General features: G+C 60.1%; 21 protein-coding genes. 18 read left to right on the forward strand and 3 right to left on the reverse strand.

All coding sequences use genetic code 11. The features are described from left to right. The first annotated feature begins 294 nt into the window (after positions 1-294). The 5 genes from DTP52_RS10845 (at position 295) to DTP52_RS10865 (ending at position 8163) form a co-directional block, all read left to right on the forward strand. The gene (locus DTP52_RS10845; protein ID WP_109753355.1) at positions 295-2424 is read left to right on the forward strand and encodes a TonB-dependent receptor; all 2130 of its coding nucleotides are present in this window, start codon (positions 295-297) and stop codon (positions 2422-2424) included. Between the two features lie 34 nt (positions 2425-2458). Then, a complete protein-coding gene (locus tag DTP52_RS10850; RefSeq protein ID WP_109753356.1) occupies positions 2459-4033 on the forward strand; it encodes an FAD-dependent oxidoreductase in 1575 nt (524 codons plus the stop codon). A 24-nt stretch (positions 4034-4057) separates the two neighbouring features. Further along, positions 4058-4555, forward strand: coding sequence for a RidA family protein (locus tag DTP52_RS10855; protein ID WP_109753357.1), 498 nt, complete (start codon positions 4058-4060; stop codon positions 4553-4555). A 36-nt stretch (positions 4556-4591) separates the two neighbouring features. Beyond that, entirely contained in the window at positions 4592-7075 is a 2484-nt protein-coding gene (locus tag DTP52_RS10860; protein WP_109753358.1) for a TonB-dependent siderophore receptor, read from the forward strand. A gap of 110 nt (positions 7076-7185) precedes the next feature. Next, positions 7186-8163 carry an aliphatic sulfonate ABC transporter substrate-binding protein gene (locus tag DTP52_RS10865; protein WP_109753359.1) on the forward strand — a complete coding sequence of 326 codons (978 nt, stop codon included), beginning with the start codon at positions 7186-7188 and terminating at the stop codon, positions 8161-8163. Positions 8164-8172: 9 nt separating this feature from the next. Here DTP52_RS10865 and DTP52_RS10870 read toward each other — a convergent pair whose 3' ends face one another. Next, entirely contained in the window at positions 8173-10164 is a 1992-nt protein-coding gene (locus tag DTP52_RS10870) for a sigma-54-dependent Fis family transcriptional regulator (protein WP_109753360.1), read from the reverse strand. 197 nt (positions 10165-10361) lie between these two features. On the opposite strand from DTP52_RS10870, the gene DTP52_RS10875 reads away from it, so the two are divergent. The 3 genes from DTP52_RS10875 (at position 10362) to DTP52_RS10885 (ending at position 13192) form a co-directional block, all read left to right on the forward strand. Next, positions 10362-11384: a Gfo/Idh/MocA family oxidoreductase gene (locus tag DTP52_RS10875; RefSeq protein WP_109753396.1), complete on the forward strand. Its 1023-nt coding sequence runs from the start codon at positions 10362-10364 to the stop codon at positions 11382-11384. Then, a complete protein-coding gene (locus DTP52_RS10880; RefSeq protein ID WP_109753361.1) occupies positions 11381-12172 on the forward strand; it encodes a TIM barrel protein in 792 nt (263 codons plus the stop codon). The genes DTP52_RS10875 and DTP52_RS10880 overlap by 4 nt, the downstream gene beginning before the upstream one ends. A gap of 93 nt (positions 12173-12265) precedes the next feature. After that, entirely contained in the window at positions 12266-13192 is a 927-nt protein-coding gene (locus DTP52_RS10885) for a sugar ABC transporter substrate-binding protein (RefSeq protein WP_109753362.1), read from the forward strand. A 93-nt stretch (positions 13193-13285) separates the two neighbouring features. Here DTP52_RS10885 and DTP52_RS10890 read toward each other — a convergent pair whose 3' ends face one another. Further along, entirely contained in the window at positions 13286-14077 is a 792-nt protein-coding gene (locus DTP52_RS10890; RefSeq protein ID WP_109753363.1) for a GntR family transcriptional regulator, read from the reverse strand. Between the two features lie 251 nt (positions 14078-14328). Here DTP52_RS10890 and DTP52_RS10895 point away from each other — a divergent pair, with 251 nt between their 5' ends. From DTP52_RS10895 to DTP52_RS10930, 8 genes are all read left to right on the forward strand, one after another. Continuing rightward, positions 14329-15342 carry an SIS domain-containing protein gene (locus tag DTP52_RS10895; RefSeq protein ID WP_109753364.1) on the forward strand — a complete coding sequence of 338 codons (1014 nt, stop codon included), beginning with the start codon at positions 14329-14331 and terminating at the stop codon, positions 15340-15342. A gap of 2 nt (positions 15343-15344) precedes the next feature. Then, positions 15345-16199 (forward strand): PfkB family carbohydrate kinase, encoded by an 855-nt coding sequence (locus DTP52_RS10900; RefSeq protein ID WP_109753365.1) that lies wholly within the window; start codon positions 15345-15347, stop codon positions 16197-16199. A 63-nt stretch (positions 16200-16262) separates the two neighbouring features. Further along, complete coding sequence (locus DTP52_RS10905; RefSeq protein WP_109753366.1) at positions 16263-17033, forward strand: ABC transporter substrate-binding protein; 771 nt, start codon at positions 16263-16265, stop codon at positions 17031-17033. 24 nt (positions 17034-17057) lie between these two features. Further along, positions 17058-17747 carry an ABC transporter permease gene (locus DTP52_RS10910; RefSeq protein WP_109753367.1) on the forward strand — a complete coding sequence of 230 codons (690 nt, stop codon included), beginning with the start codon at positions 17058-17060 and terminating at the stop codon, positions 17745-17747. Beyond that, entirely contained in the window at positions 17744-18445 is a 702-nt protein-coding gene (gene hisM / locus DTP52_RS10915) for a histidine ABC transporter permease HisM (RefSeq protein ID WP_109753368.1), read from the forward strand. The genes DTP52_RS10910 and hisM overlap by 4 nt, the downstream gene beginning before the upstream one ends. A 438-nt stretch (positions 18446-18883) precedes the next feature. After that, positions 18884-19540 (forward strand): HAD hydrolase-like protein, encoded by a 657-nt coding sequence (locus DTP52_RS10920; protein ID WP_109753369.1) that lies wholly within the window; start codon positions 18884-18886, stop codon positions 19538-19540. A 259-nt stretch (positions 19541-19799) separates the two neighbouring features. Continuing rightward, a complete protein-coding gene (locus DTP52_RS10925; protein WP_109753370.1) occupies positions 19800-21968 on the forward strand; it encodes a TonB-dependent siderophore receptor in 2169 nt (722 codons plus the stop codon). A 123-nt stretch (positions 21969-22091) separates the two neighbouring features. Further along, the gene (locus tag DTP52_RS10930) at positions 22092-22343 is read left to right on the forward strand and encodes a hypothetical protein (RefSeq protein WP_109753371.1); all 252 of its coding nucleotides are present in this window, start codon (positions 22092-22094) and stop codon (positions 22341-22343) included. Positions 22344-22385: 42 nt separating this feature from the next. Here DTP52_RS10930 and DTP52_RS10935 read toward each other — a convergent pair whose 3' ends face one another. Next, positions 22386-23135 (reverse strand): ABC transporter substrate-binding protein, encoded by a 750-nt coding sequence (locus DTP52_RS10935; protein ID WP_109753372.1) that lies wholly within the window; start codon positions 23133-23135, stop codon positions 22386-22388. Between the two features lie 208 nt (positions 23136-23343). On the opposite strand from DTP52_RS10935, the gene DTP52_RS10940 reads away from it, so the two are divergent. Continuing rightward, on the forward strand, positions 23344-24144 hold the full coding sequence (locus DTP52_RS10940) for a hypothetical protein (RefSeq protein ID WP_109753373.1): 801 nt from the start codon (positions 23344-23346) through the stop codon (positions 24142-24144). Positions 24145-24623: 479 nt separating this feature from the next. Further along, complete coding sequence (locus DTP52_RS10945) at positions 24624-25577, forward strand: alpha/beta fold hydrolase (RefSeq protein ID WP_109753374.1); 954 nt, start codon at positions 24624-24626, stop codon at positions 25575-25577. The last annotated feature ends 105 nt before the right edge of the window (positions 25578-25682 follow it).

Raw genomic sequence — 25682 nt, forward strand, 5'->3', positions numbered from 1 at the left:
GCATCTTAATAACAATATTGATGTCAATTTTTTATAATTAACTTATAACAAATCGGACTTTTACAGCGCCTTATTATACAAATACTGTTACAACCATCACCGACCCCTGACCAGGTGGAGGCTTTCGGAACTGCACGTTTTTCCGGCCGACACCACTCCACGGTCAATTGCCATACCCAAAACCTGAACCGGCCCAAGCCACCTCCGCCATGACTTTCAAGCCATGACTGCGGCAACGCTTTGCCCAAAAAAAAATGAAACACCAACGCCACACCTACGCACCTGGGGCTCACCATGCACGACATCACCAAAAACCGTCTGACGCTGGCCGTATCGCTGACCTTGCTCGGGTTGTCAGCGCACGCCGAAGAAAACACCAAGGATGGTGCCCTCCCCGTTGTCACCGTTACAGCAGAACACCGCAGCGAGGACTTGCAAAAAGCCCCGCTGGCGATCTCCGCGTTCGACGAAAACGCCTTGGAAGACAAGCAGATCAAGAGCATCCGCGATCTCTCCGGGCAAGTGCCCAACCTGACCCTCAGCCGCCAGTCGATCTCCTACAGCGCGCAGACCTACGGGATTCGTGGTATCGGCGAAACCGACCCGATCCAGGAAGCCGCCGTGGCGGTCTACGCCGATGACCTGTACATCCCACGGGCGATTTCCTCGATGCTCGACTTCAACGATGTCGAACGCGTCGAGGTCCTGCGCGGCCCCCAGGGTACGCTTTACGGGCGCAACAGCAGCGCCGGCGCGATCCGCGTGATCACCCGTGACCCGACCCAGGAAACCCGGGGGTTCTTCGAACTCGGCGCCGGCAACTACAACGCCCAGAACGCTCGCCTGCTGATCAGTGGCCCACTGGTGGACAACACCTTGTTCGGCAGCTTCTCGGCGATTCGCCTGAGCCGCGACGGCACCGTGTCCAATCCCACCCGCGGTAAGGATGTGAACAATGTCGACCTGCAGTCCTACCGCGGCAAGCTGCGCTTCAATCCCATTGATTCGCCCTGGGACGTGCAACTGACCCTGGCCGGAACCTTCGACCGTGGCGATACGACCAGCTACACCCCATTCGATGCCGACGGGCACTTCGACAAGTTCAAGAGCTACAGCAGCCTCAATCCGAAAAACCGTCTCGACCAGGGCAGCTCGGTGCTGCGGGCGATCTACGCCATCGACGACCATCTGAACTTCAAATCGGTCACCGCCTATTCCGCGTTCAACCAACCGGTGGACTATGACAACTCGGGCCAGGCCGCCCTGATTCAGAACAGCCTGATCACCTACAAGCAGGACTACGCCACCCAAGAGTTCCAGCTCAACGGCGATTACGACGATTTCAGTTTCAGCACCGGCCTGTACCTGTATCGGGAAAAGTTCGATGCCGAGCGCGACAGCCTGACCTACTCGATCGCGCGCAACCGGGTGATCGGCCAGGGTCAATACAGCACGACCAATACCGAAAGCTATGCGTTGTATGGTCAGGGCAGTTACAAAGTCACGCAGCAACTGTCGCTGATCGCGGGGCTACGCTTCACTCGCGAACACAAGAACTTCGACTACACCAACTACGCCGTCACCACCGACCGCCAGATCACCGGCACCAACTTCACCGCCGACTCGAGCAAATCCTGGCAGTCCACCAGCCCGAAACTCGGCTTCGAATACGCCTGGACACCTCACCTCAACCAGTACGCCTATGTCGCCAAAGGCTTCAAGGCCGGCGGCTACGACAACCGCGCGCCAACCCAGGCTGCCGCCGAGCAGGCGTTCTCCCCTGAAGACGTGACCACTTGGGAAACCGGCTTCAAAGGCGACTTCTTCAACCGCCGCCTGCGCGCCAACCTTGCGCTGTTCTACAACGACTACAAGGACCTGCAGACCAACGCCTACGACCCGGCGCTGGGGGTCAGCCTGCGGACCAACGTCGGCCAGGCGCACACCTACGGCGTCGAACTGGAAACCCTCAGCGCGCTGACCAACGACCTGCAACTGACCTTCAATCTCGGCTACCTGCAAAGCCAGTACGACGATTTCGAAAACGCCAGCGGCGCCGGGGTCGATGCCAATGGCAAGCAACTGGTGTACTCGCCGCGCTGGAACACCAGTGTCGGTCTCAACTACACCATCCCGGCCGGATTGCCCGGCACCTGGCTGGCCGGCACCGATGCGCAGTTCCAGACCAAATCCTACGCCAACGCGTTGAACGACGACGTCCAGGAAATTCCCCAGCAGACCTTCTGGAACGCCAACACCCGCTACATCTCCGGCGACGGCCACTGGACCACCACGCTGTCAGTGAAAAACCTGCTCGACCGCGCATACCCGCAGGCAGTCGGCTACGTGCCCTCCAGTGGCGCCCGCTACTACTCGATCAACGATCCGCGAACCCTCTTGCTGACTGTGCGCTACGACCTCTGACCCCCTGATCGGCAACCATGCCAAGGAGCACTTCATGGCTTTCACTCGCAGGCAAATGATTTCCCGCATTGCCGCCGTCGGTGGTTATTCCGCCGCCCTCGGCGCCCTCGGTGCGCTAGGCCTGACACCTCAGGCGGTGGCGGCGAGTTTCACCCCGCTACAGCTGGGCAACAGTGGCAAGGGCAAACACGTGGTGGTGGTCGGTGCCGGCATTTCCGGCCTGGTCAGCGCCTACGAACTGCGCAAGGCCGGCTTCACCGTGACGATTCTCGAAGCCCGTGAACGGGTTGGCGGACGCAACTGGACCTTGCGGCGTGGCACCAAGGTCGATTTCGACGACGGCATCAGCCAGACCGTGGAGTTCGATGACGGGCAGTTTTTCAACGCCGGCCCGGCGCGCATCCCCAGCCATCACCAGACGATCCTCGGCTACTGCCGCGAACTGGGCGTCGAACTGCAAGTGCTGGTCAACAGCAGCCGTAATGCGCTGGCCTTGCCGGACGCCCGACAGCCGGCGTTCCAGCTGCGCCAGGCAGTCAACGACACTCGAGGACAATTGTCCGAACTGCTGGCGCGCACCGTCAGCCGCAAGGCCCTGGACCAGGACCTGAGTGCCGACGACCGTCAGGCGCTGCTGAACTTCCTGAAGGTCTATGGCGACCTCAACGCCGACTTCAAATACAAGGGGTCGGTGCGCTCGGGCTATACCCGCATCCCCGGTGCAGGCGATCAAACCGGCCTTACCCGCACACCGCTGGAGTTGCAGACACTGCTCAATCCCAAGCTCTGGGGGGCATTGGTGTTCGATGAAATCCCCGAGTTTTCCTCGACCATGTTCCAGCCGGTCGGCGGTATGGATCGGATCCCTTTCGCGTTTTACGAGAAGCTCAAGGACGCGATTCGGTTCCATGCCGAAGTCAGTGACATCCAGACCGCAGAGCTTGGCAGCCGCATCACCTATCGGGATCGCCAGACCGGCAAGACTCAGACCCTGAGCGCCGACTACGCCATCGTCACCGTGCCCCTGCCGCTGCTGGCCAGGCTACCGAGCAACTTCAGCACGCCCTTCAAGCAAGCGATCCTCAGCGCGCAAAGCGACCAGGCGAACAAAGTGGCCTGGCAGTCGCCGCGATTCTGGGAGACCGACTTCAACATCTTCGGCGGGCTGTCTTACCTGGATCATGAGGTCAAGGGGCTGTGGTATCCCAGCGATCGCCTGAACAGTGACCAGGGCATCCTGGTCGCGGCCTACAACACCAGCGAAGCCGCCCAGTCCTTCGCCAGGAAGTCCCTCGCCGAACAGTTCGCCTCTTCCCGGCAAGCCGTCGAACTGCTGCATCCCGGCCACAGCGCCAAGCTGCAGAAACCGGTGGCCATCAACTGGTCCAAGGTGCCGTTCAGCAAAGGCCCGTGGATCGTCAACGACGAAGTCGGCGAGCAGGCCTACCAGATCCTCAACCAACCCCAAGGCCGCACCTACCTGGCCAGCGACGCCCTCGCCCATGGCGGTGTCGGTATCTGGCAGAACACCGCCGCTGATTCAGCGCGGCGCATCGTCTCTCTGATCGGCCGCCATGCCGAGCGCCAGCAACCGGGCGTTGCCGCCTGATTCATTTCGATAAAGGACTGACCGATGAAAACCATGACCTTGCTCACAGGACTTCTCATGACTGTCACCGCCTTCACCAGCCACGCCGACGAGATCAAACGCATCGCCCTGCCCAACTCCAATTTTCCAATCTCCCTGGCGGTGTCGGTGCCCGCACAAACTGACTTGCTGTTCGTCAGCGGCCTGCTCGCTGACCTGCACGACCCGCAAGCGCCGAAAGACTCTTTTGCCGCCTACGGCGATACCGCGACCCAGACCACCTCGATCCTCAACAAACTCAAGGGCGTACTGCAAAGCCAGGGCCTGGACCTGGGGGATGTGGTGCAACTGCGGGTGTTCCTGGTGGGCGACCCAGCCAAGGGCGGCAAGCTCGATTTCGCCGGGCTGCAGGAAGGCTATACGCCGTTCTTCGGCAGCGTCGAACAGCCAAACAAACCCGCACGCACCGCCGTCCAGGTGGTCGCCTTGCCGCTACCCGGCGGCCTGGTGGAAATCGAAGCCGTCGCCGCTCGCAAGAAGTGACACGGACCTCAGCCGACATTCAGGAGCTTCACGCTTATGTTCAACTGCCAAACGCGCCGTGCCAAGCCCTATCGTCCGTTACTGCTGCCGCTGTCGATTGCCTGCGGCCTCGCTTCATTCAACCTTGAGGCCGCCGAAAACGGCTCGCCAACCCTCGACACCGTGGTGGTCACCGGTAACCGTGGCGCCACCGAGCGCACGGTAACCACCAGCCCGACGCCCATCGATGTGGTGACGGGTGAACAATTGCGCGCCGTGGGCAAGCCGAGCCTGCTGGAGGCGCTGAGCAAGTTCATCCCGTCCTTCAACCTGCCCGACCGCGCCGGCTGGGATGCCAGCGGCGTGGTGCGCTCGGCCACCCTGCGCGGGCTGACCGCGTCCCATGTGCTGGTGCTGGTCAACGGCAAGCGCCGGCACACCAGCGCCACGTTGAACATCAACGGCATCAATAGCGGCGCAGCCCCCAGCGACCTCGACCTGATCCCGGTGGCGTCCATCGATCACATCGAGGTGTTGCGCGACGGCGCGGCGGCGCAGTACGGCTCGGACGCCATTTCCGGGGTGATCAATATCATCCTCAAGCAGACCACGGGAGGCAGCTCCGACACCACCCTGGGCCAGGGCTACGACGGTAAACGCGGGACTGCCCAGGAGGCGCTCAATTATGGTTTCCAGATCGGTGAAGCCGGGGTGCTCAATGTCTCGTTCGACACCCGCTATCAAGAGCGTGACAACAAGGCCGGCAGCAACGGCTACACCTCCCATTACTACCCGCAGGCCGACGGCTCGCCCGACCCGCGTGAGGCCGATGCCAGCCATCACACGTACAAAGGCTACGGGCTGCCGCGCAGCCAACTGGCCGATGTCGGCTACAACCTCGACCTGCCGCTGAACGACGCCGTCACGCTCTACTCGTTCTCCACATTGGCCACCCGGGAGAACAACGACGGGCAGAATTTCCGCCTGCCCAATGGCCGTAACACCATTACCACCGGCCCCAACGGCTATCCTGACGGCTACAGCCCTTATTGGCTGGTCAACGAAACCGACTTCCAGTCAGCGTTCGGCGCCAAGGGCGAGGACTTCGGCGGCTGGGCATGGGACCTGAGCAGCACGTACGGGCGCAACTACGCCAAGCAACGCACCTACAACAACCAGAACCCGTCACTGGGGGAAAACACGCCGAACAAGTTCACTTCCGGCATCTACATCGCCGATCAGTTGACCAGCAACCTCGACCTGAAAAACAGCTACGAAATCGGCCTGGCAAAACCCCTGGACGTGGCCTTCGGTTTCGAGCACCGACGTGAAAGCTACGAAACCCGCGCCGGCTCCGAGGCCTCCTACATCGATGGCGGCTATGTGTTCCCGGTCGGCCATCCACGGGCCGGCGAACGCCCCGATCCCGGAGCCCAGGTCACCAACGGCATTACCCCCGAAGACGCGCAGAAAGTCAGCCGCAACAGCGTTGCCAGCTACATCGACCTGGGCTTTTACCCCGTCGAGCAGTGGTACCTCGGCGTTGCCGCACGCTACGAGCATTACAACGAAGGCGTTGGCGGCACCCGCAGTGGCAAGCTCAGCACCCGCTACGAATTCAACCCGGTGTTCTCGGTACGCGGCACCCTCAGTAATGGCTTTCGCGCACCGTCGCTGGCCAACCAGATCTTCACCGCGCGCTCGACCGGATTCGACACCATCAATGGTGTCTATCAGTCATACAACTACGTGATTCTGCCGGTGGATTCGGCCGGCGCCCAGGCGCTCGGAGCTGAGTCGTTGAAACCCGAACGCTCGACCAACTTCAGCCTTGGTTTCGCCCTGACGCCCAGCGAAGACTTGAGCCTGACCGTGGACGGCTACGTCATCAACCTGCGCGACCGTCTGGTGCTCAGCGAACGTTTTCAGGGACCGGGCGTCGCCGCCCTGCTCGACAGCATTGGCGTGCCAGCCACCGCCGGTGCGCAGTACTTCACCAACGGCGCCAACACCCGGACGTCCGGGGTCGATGTGGTGGGTAATTATCGGCAGAACCTGGACCGTTATGGCTCAGTGAGGTGGACCGCGGCCCTGAACTACAACCACACGAAAATCCTCAGCGTCAACGACACCCCTTCGCAATTGAGCGCCCTGGGCGACTTCCAGTTGCTCGGCCGCCAGTCCCGAGCACTGATTACCAAGACCTCCCCCAGCAGCAAGATGATTTTCTCTGCCGACTGGGCGATCAACGACTTCGACGTCAACCTGCGCCTGACCCGTTATGGCACCTACACCGAGGTCAACAGCTCGAGCGATCCGAGCCTGGATCGCGAGTATTCGGCCAAATGGATCACCGACCTCGACGTGGCTTATGCAATCGACAAACAACTGACCGTGGCCGTCGGCGCGCAGAACCTGTTCGACAAGTACCCCGACCATATCGGTGTCAGCAACTCTTCGTTCGGCGATAACTGGGGCAGCTATTCGCCCTTCGGCTTCACCGGCGGTTACTACTACACCCGTCTGCAATACGCGTTTTGATACCGGCAAAGCCGCCTAAGCTAATACTCAAAAAGTATTTATAAATTGGTTTTTAGAACAATAAGCTTCATCTAGCGGTTACCCATTCCTTAGCCAATATCGAGCATGCCATGTCAAAACTCATCAAGCATTCTGGGGCGCTACTGCGCCGCCCTGCCCTGGCCAGCCTGGTCGCGGTGCTGGTCTTGTCGACTCTCGCCCTGCCGGCCCAGGCACGAGAAACCCTGCGTATCGGCTATCAGAAATCATCGACCCTGATCACGCTGCTGAAAACCCAAGGCAAGCTGGACAAAGCCCTCGCCGAGGCGAATATCGATGTGAGCTGGCACGAGTTTCCCAGCGGTTTGCCATTGCTGGAAGCGTTGAATGTCGGCAATGTCGATGTCAGTGCCGATGTGGCCGATACCGTGCCGATTTTTGCCCAGGCCGCCCAGGCCAGGCTGACTTACTTTGCCCAAGAAGCCCCCTCACCTTCAGCCCAAGCCATCGTCGTGCGCCAGGATTCGCCGTTGCGACAGTTGGCGGACTTGAAAGGCAAGAAAGTCGCCGTCACCAAGGCGGCCGGCGCCCATTATTTGCTGATCGCGGCACTGGACAAGGCCGGCCTGAAGTTCTCCGACATACAACCGGCGTACCTGTCCCCCGCCGATGGCCGGGCAGCGTTCGAAAACCAGAAAGTTGACGCCTGGGTCACCTGGGAACCCTTCCTCAGCGGCGTGCAGCGTCAACTGCCAACGCGGACCCTGGCCGACGGCAGCGGCCTGGCCAGCTACAAGCGCTACTACCTGACCGGCACTGCTTACGCAAAAGCACATCCTGAGGTGCTCAAACTCGTTTACGAGCAACTGCAGGAAGCCGGGACCTGGGTCAAGAACCATCCTCGAGACGCAGCCCAGGTCCTGGGGCCGTTGTGGGGCAACCTCGACGTGGAGACAGTCGAGGCCGCCAACACCCATCGCAGTTATCAGGTACAGCCGGTGACAGCCGATCAGTTGAGCGAACAGCAGAAAATTGCCAACGCCTTTTTTGCCGCAGGTTTGCTACCCAACGCGGTAAATGCCCAGGATGTCGAAATCTGGAGGCCGTGAGGCCGCCTGCTAAACACGGAACGCATCGACCTTGAGTCCAAACCGATTCATTTTGTTGTACAGCCCGCCACGCGACACATTCAACCGCTGAGCCGCCAGACGGATGTTTCCGCGGGTTTCGGTGAGGGCGGCGATGATTGCATTCATTTCATGGGTGCCGAGGTCGGGGGCCATCCGAGGCTCAGGGGTACTTCCCCACGTCGAGGGTCGCCCTCGCTGCCTGATCTCCAACGCAAGATCGTTCGGTTGGATCAGTTCGCTCATCGCCAGGTTGGTCGCCCGCTCAATGACGTTTTCCAGCTCGCGAACGTTACCCGGCCAGTGATAAGCGCTAAGGATATCCAACGCCGCCGGGGAAAGGTCGTGCATGGTCTTGCGGAGCGACCGGGCACAACGTGCGAGAAAATGCCGCGCCAGCAACGGCACGTCCTCGCGACGCATCCGCAGGGGCGGCACCGTCAGGTTCAGCACGTTGAGCCGGTAGTAAAGATCCTCACGAAAGGCCCCCTCGGCCACCGCCTGACTCAGATTGCGGTGAGTGGCGGCGATGATACGAACGTTGACCCGCAGCGATTTTTTCGCCCCTACTCGCGTCACCTCACCCTCCTGCAGGACGCGCAGCAAGCTGACCTGTGCATCAAAGGACATGTCACCGATTTCGTCGAGGAAGATCGTCCCGCCATCGGCCAATTCGAACTTGCCTGCCGAGCCACCGCGAGCCGATCCGGTGAAAGCGCCTTCGACATGACCGAACAGTTCGCTCTGCACCAGGTCACGGGGAATGGCTCCGCAGTTGACTGCCACAAAAGGACCACCACAACGGTCGCTGGCATTATGGATCGCCTGGGCGAACAGTTCCTTGCCCGTGCCGCTCTCGCCGAGGATCAGCGTGGTCGAATCACTGCGACTGGCAATCCGGGCCAGGTGCATTGCATCCTGAATCGCCTGTGAGCGGCCCTGGATGGTTTCAAAGGTGTAGCTGGCCTGGGTGCCAATGATCCGCCGGGTGATTTCCCGGATGCGGCGGTTCTCGCGCAGCGAAACAATCCGCCCGCCCTGCTCCAGCGGGCAGACCGACACCAGGCACGCCAGATGGCTGCGGTCGTGCAGTTCAAAGGTGCAATCCAGGTCCCGCACGCCCTCCCCGCTGGCAAGCAGGACGGCCTCGGTCAATTCGCTCTGCCCCAGGCTCTTGAACGGCTTGCCGAGCAGGTCATGGCCCACGCGGAACAATTGTCGGGCGTAATGGTTGAGCGCCTTGATGCAGCCCTGTTCATCCAATACCACCAAGCCCTCGTTGAGCACCTCGAGGACTGTTTGCTGCTCTTGCAGCAAGGCTTGCAGCGCCATCTGCCTCGAGACCGCCTCGGCCGCGGCCTGGACAGTGCCCAGCGTATGGAAATGAAACCAGCCTGGCTCCGCCGTCAGGGTCAACATACCCAGCGTCCGGCCGTGGGCATCCCGGATTGGCGCGGCGGCGCAATGCATGCGGCGCTGGCGCAGGCCAAGCCCGAAGTTCTCCTCGGCCAGCACATAGACCAAACGGTCTTCGACGATCGCCAGCCCGGTGCAATTGGTGCCTTGGACCGACTCCAGCAGTCGACTGCCTATGGGGGTGAGGTCCAGGCCACAGAAATGCAAAGTCGTGCCTTCGGCATCGGTCAGGTTGATATGGCCCCGGGGGTTATAGGCGAGCAAACCGCGCATGACCTGCGCCGCAGCGGCGATCAGCACCCGGTTGGCGGCCAGTGTCGCGGTCAGGTCGGCGGGCGCGACAAAACGGTACTCGCCATCTTCCGGATCGAGGCCGGCATGGACGCTGCGCAACCAGGACTGCCAAATCACCCGCCTGACTCCGACAGGGCGATCGATAGCTCCCTGCAAGCACGCTCGCCAGGCCTCATCCAGCACGGTGCTTGGCCCTTCGTTCAACGACGCAGGGCCGAGCGTGGTGAGGTAATCGCGGTCTTCTTCGCTCAATGCCGCCGGTTGCTCATTCATTATTGTCCGACCACGTGTTTATATTTTTGACATGCCAGTATAGACATGTAATCAAAATGAACACATATTCGAACCACGCAGAATAAAGCACCTTAAATATCAATAGGTTAATTTTTGGCACAGCGCTTGCTCCCCACCTATCCAGACGAGGACGTTCTTATCGCCGAGTCGTAAAAACAATAAAGGGAGTCATGTTCATGAGCACATCCAAGATCATCCGCCTTGGCCTCATCGGCGCCGGCCGCATGGGCAGTTTTCACGGCCTGAGCGCTGCCCGGCACATCCCTGGCGCATGCCTCGCCGCCATCGCCGACCCTACCCCCGGCCAAGCCGCGCGCCTGGCGGCAGAACTGGACGTGCAGAAGGTCTATACCGATCCACAGCAATTGCTCGATGATCCGGATATCGACGCTGTGCTGATTGCCGCCCCGGCACGCAGCCATGCCGAGCTGGTGATCAGTGCGGCCCGGGCCGGCAAAGGCGTGTTCTGTGAAAAACCGATGGCGATCACCCTGGACGAAGCTGACCGCGCCATCGCCGCGGCTGCCGATGCACGGGTGACCCTCCAGGTCGGCTTCAACCGCCGCTTTGCCAAAAGCTTCCGCACAGCTCATCTGGACGTGGTTGCCGGCCGGATCGGTACGCCACAACTGCTGCGCTCATTGACCCGCGACCCGGCGCTGAACAACCCGGCCGCCTCACCACAATGGGTGATCTTCCTGGAAACCCTGATCCATGACTTCGATACCCTGCGCTACCTGAACCCCGGCGCCGAGGCGATTGAAGTTTTTGTGATGGCCGATGCGCTGATCGCACCGGCCTACAAGGACAAAGGTTTTCTCGACACGGCGGTGGTCACGATCCGTTTCGACAATGGCGCCATCGCCACGGCCGAGGCCAATTTCCAGGCAGTCTATGGCTACGATGTCCGGGGCGAAGTGTTCGGCAGCGCGGGCATGCTGACCATGGGCAACGTCAACGACTCGGACCTGCTGCGCTACCTGGCCAATGGGGTCCAGGCCGACACCCAGCGCATGGACACCGACTTGCTGCGTGATGCTTATGTGGCCGAGCTCAACCATTTTGTCAGTTGCGTGCGCAGCGGCGAAAAACCCCTGGCCAGCGGCGAAGATGCCCGAGCGGCACTGGCCATCGCCCGCGCTTGCATCGAGTCCTTCCAACAGGGCACACCGGTGCGCGTGCAAGGAGCCCGTTCATGAGTTTCATACCGTTCAAACTGGCGGTCAGCGCCGAGATGGTCTTTCTCGACCTGCCCTTTGCCGAGCGGGTCAAACGCATCCACGCGCTGGGCTTCAGCGTCGAGATATGGAACTGGACGACCAAAGACATCCAGGCCCTCGTAGCGACTGGCGCGGATTTCACCTCCATGACCGGCTATATCTCGGGCAACCTGACCGATCCCGAGGGTATCCAGCAACTGCTCGGCAGCGCCCAGGAATCCTTGGCCGTCGCCGCTCGATTGGGTTGCCCAAGCTTGAACCTGCATGGCACAGGCCTGGGGGATCAGGGCTTGCCGGTCAAGCCCGTTGCCCAGACTACCGGTCGCATGTGGCTGAGTGCCTGCAAGACGCTGGAAAAAATCGCTCGCCTGGGCGAAGACGCGGGTCGGGTATTCCTGCTGGAAAACCTCAACACCGAAGTCGATCACCCCGGTACGCCGTTCGCCCGCGCTGAAGATACCCTGGCGCTGATCGAGGCCGTGGGCAGCCCGCACCTGAAGATGAACCTGGACCTCTATCACGCACAGATCGGCGAAGGAAACCTGATCGAACTGATCCAGCGCGCCGCCAGCGCCATCGGCGAAATCCAGGTCGCCGACGTGCCTGGCCGCATGGAACCCGGCACCGGTGAAATCCACTATCGCGCCATTGCCAGGGCTTTGTTCGGCATAGGATACAGCGGTGTCGTCGGCCTCGAAGGCTGGGCCAGCGGTGACGGCGAAGTCGCCCTCGAGCGTTTCAAGCAGGCCTTCACGCTTGATGGATGACGTCAGCGCGTTGCACGGATATCACTCGGAACGCGATGCACATTTTTACCTATTGATGACGTTTCAACTCATAACAACAAAAGGAAAACCATCATGCGTCGTTGCAAACTGCTTTTCGCCACCCTGCTGTTGCTCTTGAGCCAGTGGGCCGTCGCCGACTATCGCATCGGCGTCAGCATCGCCAGGGTCGACGACAACTTCATGACCTACGTGCGTAACGGCCTGGACGCGGCCGCGAAAAAGGAAAACGTGCAGATCCAGTTCGAGGACGCCCAGGGCGATGTGGTGCGCCAACTCAACCAGGTCCAGGGCTTTATCAACCAGAAAGTGGATGCGGTCATTGTCCTGCCGGTGGACACCTCCGCCACGGCCAACATCACCCGCGCGGCGGTCGAAGCGAAGACGCCGCTGGTCTACGTCAACCGTCACCCGGACGAGCGCACCCTGCCCAAAGGCGTCGTCACGGTGGCGTCCAATGACATAGAGGCCGGACAGCTGCAAATGCGCTACCTGGCCGAAAAACTCGGAGGCAAGGGCAACCTGGCGATCATCATGGGCGACCTGGCGCAGAACGCCACCCACGACCGCACCGAAGGCGTCAAACAGGTGCTCAAGGATTATCCCGGGATCAAGATTGTCGAGCAGCAGAGTGCCGAGTGGCAGCGCAACAAAGGGATGGACCTGACCAGTAACTGGCTATTGGCGGGCAGCCGTTTCGACGCCATCGTCGCCAACAACGACGAGATGGCCATCGGTGCGGCCATGGCCTTGCAGCAGGCCGGCAAAGCCAAGGGCGAGATTGCGATCGTCGGCATCGACGGCTTGCCTGACGGCCTGGCGGCAATCAAGCGCGGGATGCTGGTCGCCTCGGTATTCCAGGATCCCAAGGCCCAGGCGAACAGCGCGGTACAAGCAGCGCTCAAGATGATCAAGGGAGAACCGGTGGAAACGGACGTCTGGGTGCCCTTTCAGTTGATCAAGCCTGAGCAGTTGGCGGTGTTCGAACAACATTACAAGTAGCGCCAAGACTAAACATTTCGCCGCGAGCCTGATCAGGGGTCAGCGGCGATTCGCTGCACAAATAAGCGAACAGATCGACCGTCCGGTCCTGGACTAAAGATCCGTATGGAAACTATTGACCCGACTGTCCGCCAGCTTGAATACCACACGTTGGGGGTGGTTGATCGAGACCAGGTATTCCACCGGCTGCCCTTGACGATCAAAGATCACACCCCGGTAGACCAGCGCCGCCGTCCCGGGCTCGACCTCGAGCAAGCGCGCCTCCTGGTCGTTCATCGTAGCGATGCTCAGCGTGCCCTCGTCGCTCTCCATTTCTATCTGGTAGCGCGATAACAACAACGCATACAACGAGGCCCCCTCGACCAGGTCTCCCGCCACCAGTTCCGGTGCACGGGCGGCCGGGATGTAGCTGGTCTCGATGCAGAACGGCTTTTGATCCACAGTGCGCAGGCGCCTGATGGTCAGCAACGTGTCGCCTTCCTGGATCTTCAGCAGTTTCGCCACGCGGGCACTGGCCTGGGTTTGTTCGAAGTAGAGCAATTTACTGCCAGGCCTGGCCCCAGCTTGCTCCACCACTTCGGCGATACCTTTGCGGGCCACGGTATTGAGGGGCCGCTCGACGCCTGGCGCGGTCACAAAGGTGCCGCGATTGCCCCGGCGCTCCAGGACTCCACGGTCGATCAACGTTTGCAGAGCCTTTCGCAGTGTCATCCGGCTGATGCCCAAGTGCTCGGCCAGGTCCCGTTCCGCCGGAATTCGCTCAGTCGGTCCGAACTCCGGACGCTCCAGCATTTCCAGCAGCGCCTGGACGGCCTGCCAGGCGACCTGCTTGCGTTCAGGCGCCAGGAGGGCCACATCGGAGGACTTGGAAGGAAGAACTTTCATGGTCTACATCCTGGATTATTTTTTCTGCCGCGGCATTGCAACAATGACCACCGGAAAACCGTCGCAAACCCGCCAGCTTGATCATGAGAACAAAAAAACGGCCCGGTGCATACCTTGAAAACCGCTCAGGCAGCCCATTAGACCATGGAGAAAAAGCCTTGTATTGGTATTTTTCATGGTATAGCTTTTGGTCTAAACGGTGATCATGAACAGTCACATGAGCCACCGCAACAAAGCCTCCAGGAGCTCACATGGCGATCCAGTTCAATCGGGAAGGATTCATCACTTCCTTGCAGCAATCCGTGCAAATCGTCGACGACGCCCAGCAGTTTGGCCAAGAACTGGCCACGCGGATCGACCGCATCTACTTCGTCAGCTGCGGTGCTCCCAACCGCATCATGCTCGGCTTGCAATACTGGCTTGAGCGCTACAGCCATACACTGGAAGTGCGCCGTTACTTCCCGGCCGAGTTCATGGATATCGACCCGCCGCGCCTGGATGAACGCACCTTGGTGGTCCTCGCCTCCAAGTCCGGGACCACCCAGGAGACCATCGCCGCCGCCCATTTCCTGCGAGACAAACCCTGCCTCACCGTAGGCGTGACACAAACCGCCGAGCTGCCGCTGGCCCAGGCTGTTCAACATTGCTTCCTGCTGGGACGTACCGATGAGGCGTACTTCGGCTGCTTCATGATCCTCCAGGCATTGGTCGGCGGGATCCTGGCCAAGCGCGAAGGCTGGCCGTTGCTGGACAAGCTCACTCGCTCGCTCAAGGCACTGCCACAGGCACTCGCCGATGCGGCGATCAATAACGACCGGCGCGCCATCGAAGAGGCAAGCTTGTATAAAGATGATCGCGTGATGTACTTCCTCGCCTCGGGTCCGATGTTCACCACCGCCTACGTATTCGGCGTCTGCGTGGTGATGGAAAGCCAGTGGCTGCATTGCCTGCCAGTGGAAGCTGCCGAGTTTTTCCATGGCCCGTTCGAAGCCATCGACGCGACCACTCCCCTGCTCCTGCTGCTAGGCGAAGACCCCAGTCGCGCACAAATGGAGCGCGTCGTGCGCTTCTGCCAGCGGTACACCGGACGGGTCATGGTCTATGACGCCAAGGACTTCCCGATGGAAGGCATCGATCCAGAGATCCGCGCCATTGTCGCGCCGTACATCGTCGGCATCGCCGTGGAGCGCATTGCCGCGCATCTCGCCGTCTGGCACCAGCAGCCGCTGACAACGCGCCGCTACATGTGGAAAACGGAGTACTGAGCATGGCCAGCCTGATCGCGGTCGGCGACAACACCCTGGATGTGTACCTGGACCGGAACATCGAATACCCCGGTGGCAACGCACTCAACGTCTCGGTATTTGCCGCCCGGCTGGGTGCTCGCAGTGCCTACCTGGGCTGCGTTGGTGATGACCGGCACGGCCAGTACCTGCTCGATTGCCTGCAACAGGAAGGCGTCGATGCATCGCGCTGCAGAACGCTGATGGGGGCCAATGGCTGGGCGTGTGTCGACAGTATCGCGGGCGAACGGGTGTTTCTTGGCAGCGATCCGGGCGTGTGTCGTCAACTGCGACTCGATGCTGACGACCTGACCTATCTCGCGCAATTCCCGCTGGCACACAGCAGTCTCTACAGCGGTCTTGAAAGCCAACTGGCGAAGATTCGCCAGGCCAGTGGCTGCCTGTCATTCGACTTCTCGGACAACTGGGTCGAGTTCGATTGGCAGGCGCTGATCCAGCAAGTGGACATCGCTTTTTTTTCGTCGGCCGATCTGTCGTCAAGCGAAGCGCGTGAACTGGCGGATTCGATGCGGGCGATGGGCCCGGCGACGGTAGTCATCACCCGTGGCGCCCAAGGCGCTCTCGCAGTCGATGCACAGGGTGTGTATGAACAGGCCGCGAGGCCCTGCGCGTTCGTCGACAGCATGGGCGCCGGCGACGGCTTTATCGCCGCGTTCCTGTTGGCATGGCAAGCCCGGCACAGCCTCGCCGGGTGCCTTGCACGGGGCGTCGATCATGCCGGCCAGGTGTGCGGCTGGGACGGTGGCTTTGGCCATGGACGAACCGTAGACACCCAACGCGCCGAAGAACTGAAACACGCCTTGAACAATCAAGGCTGATGCGTGCTGCCCCGCCCCCCCTTTCCGGGACGGTTCTACCAACCTATCGTGGATACCCTGTCGATGAAAAAATGTCTGATCGGTTTGTTGCTTGTGGCCAGCCCGCTGATGACCTGGGGCGCCAGCGAAGAGCTGCGTTTCGGGGTCGACCCCACCTACCCGCCCTTTGAGTCCAAGCGACCGGACGGCTCGCTGACAGGTTTCGATATCGAGCTGGGCGAAAGCCTGTGCAGCGAGTTGCAACGCCGTTGCGTCTGGGTCGAAAACGCCTTCGATGGCATGATCTCGGCCCTCAAGGGCAGGAAATTCGACGGGATACTCTCCGCCCTCTCGATCACTGAAGCCCGCAAAGCCGAAATCGCCTTCTCCAACACCCTGTACGACACCCCGGCACGCCTGGTGGCCCCGCAAGGCAGCCAGTTGCAACCCACGGCCGAATCCTTGCGCGGCAAGCGCATCGGCGTGCAACAAGGCAGCGTGTTCGAAACCTATGCCAAGCGGATGTGGGGCCTTAAGGGTGTGGAAGTGGTGCCTTATCAAAGCAGTGACCTGACCTATTCGGACTTGATCAACGGTCGGCTGGATGCGGCGTTCGACGATGCCATCGCCGTCTCCGAAGGCCTACTGAAAAAGCCGATGGGCAAGGGCTTCGGCTATGCCGGCGAGGTGGTCAAGTCACCGGAGATCTTCGGTCCGGGCACCGGCATCGGTTTGCGTAAAAACGATACCGCGCTGGCCGGAGAAATCAATCAGGCGCTCGAACGGCTGCACCGCAACGGCACCTATGAGCGCATCGCCAGAAAGTACTTCGACTTCGACATTTCGCCGAAATAAACCACCCGCGCGGAGCCCGAAAGCATGTTTCTCGAAGGGTACGGCTATCTCATTTTCCAGGGTGCGTGGTTGACCGTCCAAGTGGCCACGTGGGCCGCCTGCGTCGCCATCGTGCTTGGCCTGCTCGGGGCCTTGGCGAAACTCTCGCCAGTGGCGCCGCTACGGCTGGTCGCAACGGTCTACACCACGCTGGTGCGCAGCGTGCCGGACCTGGTCCTGATGCTGCTGATCTATTACAGCGCGCAGATCGGACTCAACCAGGTGGCAGAAGCGTTCGGTCGCGAGTCGTGGCAGTTGAACCCTTACGGCACTGCGATCGGCACCTTAGGCTTCATTTACGGTGCCTATTGCGCCGAAACCTTTCGTGGCGCCTTCCAGGCGATTCCGTTCGGCCAACTGGAAGCGGCCCGGGCTTATGGCATGAGTCATTGGCAGGTACTGCGGCGCATCCGCCTGCCGCAGATGATGCGGTTCGCATTGCCTGGCATCGGCAACATCTGGCAAGTGCTCCTGAAAAGTGCCGGCCTGATATCGCTGCTGGGCCTCAATGACATGGTTCAGGTCGCCAAACAAGCGGGCAACGCGACCTCAAGGCAGATGTTCTTCTATCTGGTGATTGCAACGATCTTCCTGGCCTTTGCGATCCTCTCCAGCCTGGCCCTCAAGCACCTTGAACGGCGCTACAGCATCGAACCGCGGCGGAGCGTGTCATGATCGAGATACTCAAAGAGTTCGGGCCGAACTTCCTCTGGTCCGACGGTTATCGCTGGAGTGGTTTGTCCGTCACCTTGTGGCTGTTAGTGACGTCCGCCGTTATCGGCCTGGCCGCGGCGATCCCCCTGGCGCTGGTTCGCACCTACGGCAATCGTTGGCTGGCGCTGCCTGTACAGCTTTACACCCTGGTGTTTCGCGGCACGCCGCTGTTCGTGCAACTGCTGATCATCTACAGCGGCCTGGCAAGCCTGAGCCTGATCAGGGAGTCGCCGAGCCTGTGGTGGTTTTTTCGTGACGGCATGCATTGCGTGATCCTGGCGCTGGCCTTGAACACCTGCGCCTACACCATCGAGATTCTCGCCGGCGTACTGCGCACCACCCCACGCGGTGAGATCGAGGCGGCGCTGGCCCTGGGCATGACCCGCAGCCAATTGTTCATTCTGGTGTTGATACCGAGCATGCTGCGCCGGGCACTTCCGGCCTACAGCAACGAAGTGATCTTCGTCCTGCACGCCACGGCCATCGCCTTTACCGCGACCGTTCCTGACATCCTTAAAATCGCGGCAGATGTTAACGCCGCCACCTTCAAGACCTTCCAGGCCTATGGCATCGCCGCCCTGCTCTACATGTCGCTGGCGTGCGCGTTGGTGGGTGTATTCCGATTGGCTGAGCGCCGGCTTTTGGCTTATCAGCGTTAAGCTGGTTGCTACACGGAGAGGGCTCGCCGCAGCCCCAAATGAAATATCCACCCGAGACCTCAATGGTTTGAGCCTGATCCAGCTACCTTCTTTCAGGGCCATCGGTAATAACGACAATGCTCATTCCTACTCCAATCATGCGGCGTTCGGGGTCGGTTATGAAAGCACTACGCAATTCAGTCGTGATTACCCGCGAGTGTTTGGCTTACCTCCAGCATGAGATGCGGCCAGAATTCTTGGAAAAACCAGAGGCGGGAGAATGTAGTCGCGTTAACTTTTTAGCGTCAAGCTCCGCGCATGCTCAGCAGTCGCCCTTGGATGTGCCTGATCAAATCACCTAAGATTGACGGCCAATTTGAGTCCGATCGGGTGGATTGTTCGCCCAGCACAAGTAGCCGCCTGGACTCGGCTGCCATCACTACAGCAAGGAGCCTTCCCATGTCATACCGGCTTGCCATTTTCGACTTTGACGGCACGCTCGCTGACTCCTTTCCGTTCTTTGTTTCAGTGTTCAACCAGGTCGCTGACCGACACGCATTCAGTCGAATTCACCCGCACGAATTGGACTGTCTGCGCAAGCAGGGGGCTCGGGAGATCATGGCTCATATCGGCATGCCCCGCTGGAAACAGCCTCTGGTGGCGCGGACCTTCATGAGCTTGATGAAGAAACATAGAAGCTCGATCCCACTGTTTGAAAACATTGCCAATACCCTCGCCCATCTTGACGAAAGAGGGCTGATTCTGGCGGTGGTATCTTCTAATTCCAAAGAAAACATCACGCAAATCCTGGGCTTCAGCTGTCGACATATCCAGGCCTTCGAGTGCGGAGTATCCATTTTCGGCAAGGCGTCTCGCCTGCGCCGTGTCATGCGCAAGTTCGGCGTGGCGCCAGAAGAAGTTATCTACATCGGCGACCAACCTACGGATGGTGAAGCAGCGGCGACCGCCGGTATCGCCTTTGGTGCGGTCGCCTGGGGATACGGGACATATGATGCATTCCATCGTCTTCAATCCCACGAATGGTTTGCCGATGTGAGCGAACTGCGGCGACTGGCAGGACATGATGTGCACCTCAAGTCATGCGCGAATCTGTAGGCTTGACAACTATGGGGCAATTTCGGTCGATTCCAGCAATCAGCCTTTGCTCGACTCCAGGTTTGTGCAGAGCGTTAAAAGCTACCCCGTCGGCTTTCGCAATTCTGTGACTCCACTGCCCAGACGACCTGCTCATACCGTCACGCAATCCTCCTCCCCCAAAACGTAGTCCAGCCGCAACATGCTTTATCGCCCAGACAAATCCTGTGATACTTAATGCTAATCATTCTCACAATCATTAGCATATCAGGATCGGTTCATGTCGATTTGTGCCACCCCACCGCGTTACTTCAACCCTGCCCGCGATCTTTTGGCCATGGCTATCTGCATGGCCACCCTGGCTCCGGCCTTTGCCGATGACAGCAGCGGCGCCCCTCCAGCCGTCTTGGAGCTAGGCGCGACCGAGGTCACCGGTAGTGGCCAACTGGGGAGTACCACGGAAGGCACCGAGTCCTACACCACCGGCGCAATGTCGACCGCGACCAAACTCCCGCTGACGATGCGTGAAACTCCGCAGGCCGTCACCGTGATTACGCGTCAGCGCATGGACGACCAGACGATGACCAGCATCAACGACGTGGTCAAGGCGACGCCCGGCTTGTTCCTGGACTTTTCCAGCGGTCCTGGCCGGCAGACTTACAAGGCGCGCGGTTTTGAAATCGACAACTTGATGTATGACGGCATCCCGAGCGGCTACGACGGCGTTAACGTCGGTTCCCAGCCTAACTTGGCGATGTTTGATCGAGTCGAGGTGGTGCGCGGTGCCACCGGCCTGGTGACGGGGGCAGGCAACCCATCGGCTGCCATCAACCTGATACGCAAGCGGCCATTGGCCGAGCAGAAAGTCACCCTGACCGGTGCCGCCGGCAGTTGGGACGATTATCGCGGCGAGGTCGATGCCTCCAGCCCACTCAACGACAGCGGCACGCTGCGCGGCCGGGTCGTGACTTCTTATCGCGATGCCAACAGCTTCATCGACAACGTCGAGGAGGATCACGGGCTGTTCTATGCGGTCACCGAAGCGGATCTGAGCGAAGACACCACCCTGACCCTGGGTTTTTCTCATCAGAAGGACAAGACCAATTACTTCTGGGGCTCTTCGATGATCGGCCAGGACGGCCATCATCTTGACTTGCCGCGCTCCTACAACCCGGGTACGGATTGGGAGAACAAGGATCAGGAGATCAACACGCTGTTCGCCGAAGTCCGTCATCGCCTGGCCAACGACTGGAACCTTCAGGTCAACGCCAACTACTCCGAACAGAACGCGTTGTTCTCCGGCTCCTATCAATCGCGCTGGGTCAACAACACACTGGCCCGCACGGTTTACCAGGCCGACTTCGATGAAAACCAGGCCGGCGTAGACGCCTTTGCCAGTGGGCCCTTCGAGGCGTTCGGGCGTACCCATGAACTGGTGGTGGGCGCCAGCAAGCGCATCTACGACATGACCACCCACAACTACAGCCCGTACGACACCAATTGGCCGATCAATGCGGGTAAACCGGACTTCGTCCACACAGATAACCAGCGTGAGGTGACCACTCAGGACGGCGTCTATCTCACCACACGCCTGAGCCTGGCCGACCCGTTGAAGTTGATCCTCGGCGGACGCCTGGACTGGTACGACTACGATAACCGCGATGGCGAAGGCGACTACAAGGTCACCCGTAACGTCACCCGTTACGCTGGCTTGATCTATGACCTGGACGACCATCACTCGGTCTACGTCAGCTACAGCGACATCTTCACGCCGCAGCGGGAAAAGAATACCTCCGGCAACCCGGTCACGCCGATCATTGGCAAGAACTACGAGATCGGCATCAAGGGCGAATATTTCGACGGCGCACTGAATGCGAGCCTGGCGCTGTTCCGCGTCGACCAGGAAAACCGCGCCGTACAACTGTTTACGGCAAACTGCCCACAGGCAACCTGTTATGAAGCCTCCGGCGAGATTCGCAGCCAGGGTATCGACTTCGAACTGCAAGGCGCGTTGACCGAAAACTGGCAAGTCGGCGGTGGCTATACCTACGCGCGCACACACACCATCAAGGATGCCGCCAACCCACAGAACGTGAACAAGCAGTTCGACACCGACACGCCTGAGCATCTGTTCAAGTTGACCACCAGTTACCACTTTCAGGGCCCGCTGGAAAAACTTCGTGTGGGCGGCAACGTCTCCTGGCAGAGCCGCATGTACAACGACATCTCGTTGGCTGATGGCGGTAAATACCGTCTCGAACAGGGCAGCTACGCCATCACGGACCTGATGGCCGGCTACAGGGTCAGCGAGAACCTGGACTTGCAGGTCAACGCCAACAACATCTTCGACCGCCAGTACTACTCGACCATCGCCAACTCCGTGAGCTATGGCGGTGACTCCTACGGAAACCCACGCAATATGATGCTGACCGCCAAGTACAGTTTCTAAAAAACCAGGCAAAAGGGGGTATGACTCGGAACGCCCCCTTTGCGCGAAAGCATGCACTTACGATCATTCTTATGGTCTACCGGAAGCCGTAAACGCCCCCATCCCCGCTAGAGACACAATCACATGAAAATGGCTGCCATTTTTGTACTGACCTGGATTGGCTTCACCTCAGCGGGTGCATTTGCCAGTGACCGGAACAAGGACTATCAAGAGGCAAACAGGCGCCATTGGGAACGCCAGCAGGAAATGGACAGAGCCGAAGACAGGAAACACCAAAAGCGCCATGAAGAGAGAGCGCGGGAAGCACGCGAGCATCATGAAGAAGTGCAGCGGGAAAATGCCAAGCGTAGAGCCGAGTACTATCAAGAGCGGTAAAAAGCCTGGTACGACTTACGGGAGCAAGCTTCCTATCTCTCCTCACCGCCCAGCCGCCTCCTCATACCGCCGCTGAATCCGCTCCAACTCCCCGGAACGGCGCAACTGCTCCAACGCACGTGACCACGCCGCCACCACTTCATCTTCACTGTCAGGACTGAAGGCGATGTACAGCGATGAGCGGTACAGCTCGATAGGAATCCGCCGCAAAGTGCCCGGCGCGATGTTCAATTGGCGGCTGTAGTAGGCCACTCCCGCATCGGTGTCGCCGATGATGATGCCGGTGCGTCCGGCAAGCAGCATGCGGTAGAGCAACTTGCTCTCGGTTGCACTCTTGTCCAGGTTATTGAAGCCCAGCGACTGCAGCATCTGGGGCACCAGGCCGGCGTGGCGGGTGGTGATCTGCGGGGCGTGCAGCAGTTGTTCCAGGGAGTTCACCGGAGGCGTATTGGCCAGTTGATAGGGGTGGATGGACTCTTCCACGATCGGTCCGACCCATTTGTACAGCGGCTCGCGCTCTGGCGTTCGGAACAGGGAGTACATAATGGTCTTGGGCCGGTGCTTCAGTATCTGCGTGGCCCGCATGCTGGGCTGCAGCAGCACCTCGAAATCACTCCCGGTCAGCGTCATGATGGCCCGGACGATCTCGGTGGTCATGCCGGTGAGCTGATTGTTTTCCTGGTAGTTGTACGGTGCCCACTCTTCGGTGACGACCTGATACTCCTCGGCCCTGGCATCAACCGTGCCGAGCAATAGACAGAGCAACGCTGCAGCCGGTGTCGAATGTCTCACTTGTGCTCCCTGCGGATTGTTCGGTGTTCGTACATAGGTGGGCCTGACTCAAAGGACAAGGTAAGCATAGACCCAAACACACACCCGACAGTTGACGCAGTCCACATTCCTCCCCTTAGCAGCCTCCAAGCGTTGGTGTACGATCAGCGCGAACCGGATATCGGCCAGCGTGCGCGGCGCTTTCCTTCCTCCCTGTGACCCAGCCCCTATGAATCCAATCGACCCACTGTCGTTCCAACGTATCATCGCCGCCCATGGCGACTTCGAAGGCGCGTCGTATTTTGATGCAGAGGAAAGCCTCGCCCATGAGGTATTTCCTGAACGCATCGTTTTCCAGACCAACTACCTGGATTACCGCAGCTATGACGTCGATCTCGTCGAGGGCAGCGTACGTGTGCGCAAGACGCGGCTGGACGACTACCTGCGCGGCCATAAGGCCCAGGTGATCGATGACGACATGGACGACGAGGACTGGGACGAGCTGGGCAGTCTGTGGCAGCGCTTGAGCCACGACCTCGACACCCAGGGACAAGGGCCGCAGCCCGATTTGGCCGATACCCTGGCCGATCTGTTCGATTGCCTGTTCGACGAGGACCGCGCGCAGGCGCTCATTCAGGCCATCCCCGCGCCTACCGGGCAATGGGATTGGGCTTGGACGCAAGTCGCGGCAGCGCTCACCGAGGCCAATCAACTGGCGGAGTTCGAATGGAAGGAGTGGTCGTCCTACGGAGTCGATGCGGTCAATGCCCTCGCCCCGTTGCGGCAACTGGGCATTGAAATCCCTGCGCCTGAACGTAAAACCATCGACACCATCAATCGCGCCAACGATTGGGAGCGTGCGTTACTGCAGTATTTCAATGTCCAACTGCAGGCCCATGACTTGAAGTTGTTGGCCATTGGCACGCACTTCGACGAATACCAGGCCTTCGCCTGCCTGCCCATGAACGGTCTGGGCCTGGTCAACGCCTTGGAAATCATGGGCAGGCTGGGCATCGTCTACAAATATTAAGCGACCGACGCCACACACTTTCGGTCCGCTTCTACAAGCCCATACAGGGCTACCCCTCCTTTGAGCCTCGAAGTGACGACATGACAAACTGTGATCAATGCGGCTCTCTCCTCCCTTACGACACCGCTGCTTGCCCGCGATGCGCCGGGGAAATTCACTACACGGTAGAGGCACATGCGCCAAGGTCCCAGCCGTCGAAAGGGCGGAAAATCCTGAAATGGGTACTGATCAGCATTGTGGTCGCAGTGCTGGCAGCGGTGGCGGCGGTCATGTGGGTCTTGCACTCGCTGGGGCCGATGCCTTCTTTGGGTTGACGGCTGGTTCACCGCAACCGAAGCGAAACGCAGCTATTCGAATTTTCTGATAGTTGCTATCGATACCCGCGCCGTTCTCGTCCTCGTCCTCTCTCTCTAATCTGCCCACCAACGCGATCGACGACGATCGCCGCAGATCAAACCGACCTTATGGAGAGAGAAACGATGAACACATTCAACCGCACCCTCGCTGTCGCGACCCTGGCATTGGCCACCCTCAGCGCCGAGGCCGCGTCGCCTGTCCAGGCCCCTGCCAGCGCATCTGCTGTCGGCAGCGTGGTCCAGTCCGCCAGCTACATCACCACCAAGGATGGCGTCCAGCTGTACTACAAGGACTGGGGCCCGCGCGATGGCCAGGTCGTGACCTTCAGCCACGGCTGGCCGCTGGACTCCGACAGCTGGGAAGGCCAGATGATGTTCCTCGCCTCGAAGGGTTATCGCGTGGTAGCCCATGACCGTCGCGGTCACGGGCGCTCCAGCCAGCCTTGGGAAGGCAACGACATGGATCACTACGCCGACGACCTGGCGGCGGTGATTGAAGCCCTGGACCTGAAGGACGTCACGCTGGTGGGCTTCTCCACGGGAGGCGGTGAAGTGGCACGTTACATCGGCCGGCACGGTACCGCCCGAGTGAAGAAAGCCGTCCTGGTCTCTTCTGTCCCACCGTTGATGCTCAAGACGCAAAGCAACCCCGGCGGCTTGCCTATCGAGGTGTTCGATGGCCTGCGCAAGGCGTCCCTGGAGAACCGTTCGCAGCTGTACCTGGACATCGCCTCAGGTCCGTTCTACGGCTACAACCGCAAGGGTGCCAAGCCATCCCAAGGGCTGATCCAGTCGTTCTGGGTGCAGGGTATGCAAGGTGGCAGCAAGAATACCTATGACTCGATCGCGGCATTCTCGGCTACCGACTTTCGCGGTGATTTGAAGAAGTTCGACGTGCCAACCCTGGTGATTCATGGCGATGACGACCAGATCGTGCCCATCGATGCTTCGGGTCGGGCCTCGGCCGCGCTGATCAAGGGCGCTCGACTGATCGTCTACCCTGGCGCGCCGCATGGCTTGACCGAGACGCACAAGGACCGTCTCAACCAGGATCTGCTGAAGTTCCTCCAGGAATAAAGCAAGCCCCCGCCACCAGGCATCCCCTGTGGGAGCGAACCTGCTCGCGATAACGGAGTGTCAGCCAGCATCCATGTTTCTGATCCGCCGCCATCGCGAGCAAGC

Origin of the sequence: Pseudomonas sp. 43mfcvi1.1, assembly GCF_900115935.1 — a bacterium.
Classification (GTDB): Bacteria; Pseudomonadota; Gammaproteobacteria; order Pseudomonadales; family Pseudomonadaceae; genus Aquipseudomonas; species Aquipseudomonas bijieensis.